At 52.6% G+C, this 3,448-nt stretch carries 4 protein-coding genes; all 4 read right to left on the bottom strand.

Annotation, left to right across the window (positions count from 1 at the left end):
• On the bottom strand, positions 1 to 219 hold a 219-nt coding region (locus QMD53_06955), incomplete at its 3' end, for an isocitrate/isopropylmalate family dehydrogenase (protein MDI6800375.1).
• Between the two features lie 72 nt (positions 220 to 291).
• Entirely contained in the window at positions 292 to 789 is a 498-nt protein-coding gene (locus tag QMD53_06950; protein MDI6800374.1) for a 3-isopropylmalate dehydratase small subunit, read from the bottom strand.
• Positions 790 to 800: 11 nt separating this feature from the next.
• Positions 801 to 2,054, bottom strand: coding sequence for a 3-isopropylmalate dehydratase large subunit (locus tag QMD53_06945; GenBank protein ID MDI6800373.1), 1,254 nt, complete (start codon positions 2,052 to 2,054; stop codon positions 801 to 803).
• Positions 2,051 to 3,205 (bottom strand): homocitrate synthase, encoded by a 1,155-nt coding sequence (nifV, locus tag QMD53_06940; GenBank protein ID MDI6800372.1) that lies wholly within the window; start codon positions 3,203 to 3,205, stop codon positions 2,051 to 2,053. The genes QMD53_06945 and nifV overlap by 4 nt, the downstream gene beginning before the upstream one ends.
• Positions 3,206 to 3,448 lie beyond the last annotated feature (243 nt).

Raw genomic sequence — 3,448 nt, 5'->3', positions numbered from 1 at the left:
GACCGGAGTGGTTATCGGCCCCTTGATGGCCACCTTGTTTCTTCTGACCGACTCCAAGACTTCTTCGGGAAGAGGCGTGCCGTATTTCTCCATGACCTCGGCCCCGGCCAGGGCCGTCTCCCATTCTATCTTTACGCCGGTCGCCTCGACGACCCGCGTCATGGCAAGGGATATCTCTTTTCCGATCCCATCTCCGGGTATGAGGGTGATCTTATGCATGAAACCTCCATGTGGTTGGGAGTGATTAGTTGGTAGCTTGGGGTTTGGGGTTGGAAACTACTCCCTACTATTCTAATCCAGCTTAAATCCGTCGTGCTTCTGAAAATGAGCTACCAGTCCGCCGTCTTCCAAGATGTTGAGCATGGCCTTGGGCAAGGTGTCCGTCTTTATGTTGATCCCCTTGGTGAGGTTCTTGATGATCCCCTCACCCACGTTTACCTCAAGCTCGTCGCCCGCGGTTATTTGGTCTGTATCACAAACAAGAACCGGAAGACCAACATTTATGGCATTTCGATAAAATATACGTGCAAATGACTTAGCCAAGACGGCCGAGACGCCAGCCAACTTAATGATTGTCGGGGCATGCTCGCGCGAGGAGCCCAGACCAAAATTCTTGCCGCCAACCACAAAGTCGCCAGCCTGCACCTTTTTGGCAAAATCAGAATCGGCATCTTCGAGCACGTGTTTGGCAAGCTCGGGCAAGTTGGTTCTAAGGTGGAATAGCCTGCCTGGCGCGATGAGGTCGGTGCTTATATCGTCTCCAAATTTGTGAGATTTTCCTTTAAAAATCACAAAGCCTCCTACAGATACTTTCTGGGATCAACTATCTTGCCTTCGATGGCAGAGGCGGCGGCGGTTGCCGGAGATGAGAGATATATGAATCCTTCCGGATTTCCCATCCGGCCCTTAAAATTCCTGTTCTGAGTGGCCAAACACCTTTCACCATCAGCTAGTATCCCCTGATGGACGCCTACGCAGGCTCCGCAACCGGGGTTCATTATGGCGGCATTCGCCTCGATGAATATCTCTATGAGACCTTCTTTTATCGCCTCAAGATAGACCTTTTTGGAGGCCGGGCAGATCAAAAGGCGGGTGTCTGGGTGCCGCTTTTTGCCCTTTAGGATTTGGGCTGCGATGCGCAAATCCTCTATCCGGCCATTGGTGCAGGTGCCGATGAAGACCTGATCCAGCTTAACTTCGCCCACCTCGGAAATCTTTTTGGTATTATCGACTGTGTGGGGAAATGATATGGTCGGCTCGAGCTTTAAGGCGTCGATCTCGATAGCCCGCTCATATTCGACGCCCAAGTCCGGCGCAAGCTCGATGAATTTATCTCCCCTGCCCACCGAGTCAAGATAGGCCTTGGTGGTAGCGTCGGAAGCGATCAGACCCACCTTGGCCCCGGCCTCCACAGCCATATTGGAGAGAACGAAGCGATCCGCCATACTCATCTTATCGATGGTCGCCCCGCCAAATTCGAGCGCCTTGTAGGTAGCCCCGTCGGCCCCGATAAGCCCGATGATGTGAAGTATTAAGTCCTTGGCATATACGCCCTTTTGAAAATCGCCGCTTACGCTTATGCGGATCGTTTCGGGCACCCTAAACCAGGTCTTGCCGGATGCCATCCCGATGGCCACATCAGTCGAGCCCATGCCGGTCGCAAAGGCAGCCAGAGCTCCCGAGGTGCAGGTGTGGGAGTCGGCCCCGATAACCACGTCGCCGGGGTTTACATGTGATTCAACCAGTATCTGATGGCAGACTCCTTCTCCCGCCTCGCTAAGCTGAGAGCCGGTCTTCTTGGCAAAGTCTCTAAGGATGGTGTGGGCGTTGGAGAGCTCGCGCCTGGGACTTGGGGCGGCGTGATCTATGAAGAGGATGGTCTTTTCGGGATTTGCTGCCTGCTCCTTATCCATCTTTTTGAGCTGTTCGACGGCGAGCGGCCCGGTCCCATCCTGGACCATGGCCACATCCACATCGACGACGACTATGTCGCCGGCCTTGACACCCTGCCCGCTCTTTCGGCTTAAGATCTTCTCGGCTAGGGTCTGCTTCATGCTCTCCCTTTTTCCTTCTTGTAATCCTGGTAGATATACATGAGCTCTTTGTCGAAGAGAGCTCTTTTGAGTTCCACGGAAGCCCGCCTCACTTTGGCCAAAATATCTTTGGCCTCCTGATCATTTAGCTCTATGCCGTATTCATGAAATTTGGCCGAAACCGCGTGGGTTCCCGAATGTTTGCCAATGACTATCTGACGAAAGAGGCCGACCTCCTCGGGGGAGAAGGCCTCATAGGTCTGGGGGTGCTTCAAAACGCCGTCGGCATGGATGCCCGACTCGTGGGCAAAGACGTTGGTGCCGACGATCGACTTCCAGGCCGGAATCGTCCTAGCCGAAGCGTTGGCCACATACTCGGAAAGCGCCCGAAACTTCTCGGTCTCAAAGCCGAGATCAAGGCCGCCGATGCACTTTAGAGCCATGACCACCTCTTCAAGCGCAGCATTTCCCGCCCGCTCACCGAGGCCATTTATGGTGGTGTTTATCCAGATCGCTCCGGCTAGAACGCCTGCCAAGGCGTTGGCGGTAGCCATGCCGAAGTCGTTATGGGTGTGCATCTCAATGTCGATATCTACAGCATCCTTTAGGGCCTTGATGTCGTTGTATGTGCTGAAGGGCTCCATAACCCCCAGGGTATCACAGTAACGCAAACGGTCTGCTCCGTGGCTCTTGGCAACCTTGGCAAATTCAATCAAAAAACCGCGATCGGCCCTTGAGGCGTCTTCGGCATTGACCGAGACGTAGAGATCATGGCTCTTGGCAAAGTCAACCGAAGTCTTTATGCTCTCCAAAACCCAGGCCCTGTCCTTCTTGAGCTTGTGTTCCATGTGGATATCGGAAGCAGAAATGGAGACGGCGACCGCCTTTACCCCGCAATCTACAGAATGCTTAATGTCATCGATGACGGTTCTGTTCCAAGCCAAGATGCTGGCTTTGAGCCCAAGATCGACTATCTTCTTGATCGACTCCTTCTCGTCGCCGCCCATGGCCGGGATGCCGACCTCTATCTGATCGACGCCTATCTCATCCAATAGTTTGGCGATCCTTATCTTCTCGTGGTTGGAGAAGACGACACCAGCCGTCTGCTCTCCGTCGCGAAGGGTCGTATCGTCTATTTTGACTTCGACCTTTGAAAAATCGCTCGTTAACACCAATTCCTCCTTAAGAACCTATATGTAGTTGTGAAATTTGGCACTATTAAAGAGTTAATTTTAATTGAAACGACCACTTGAAACAAGGGTCGAAAAATAGAAACAGCGGGAGATTACCTCCCGCTGTTTGCGTTACGCTATGAGTAAGATTAACTTAAAGGCGTTGGGCCTGTAGAATCTCTTCCATAGTGGAGTTGACCCGCTTTAGTTGACACCCTAAGTTGATACAGAATAGATTGGTTC

This window comes from Actinomycetota bacterium (assembly GCA_030017835.1).
In the GTDB taxonomy this organism is placed as follows: Bacteria; Actinomycetota; Aquicultoria; order UBA3085; family Oleimmundimicrobiaceae; genus Yes70-04.
Note: the sequence above shows the minus strand (reverse complement) of the source record. Positions and strands in the feature narration are given on the sequence as shown.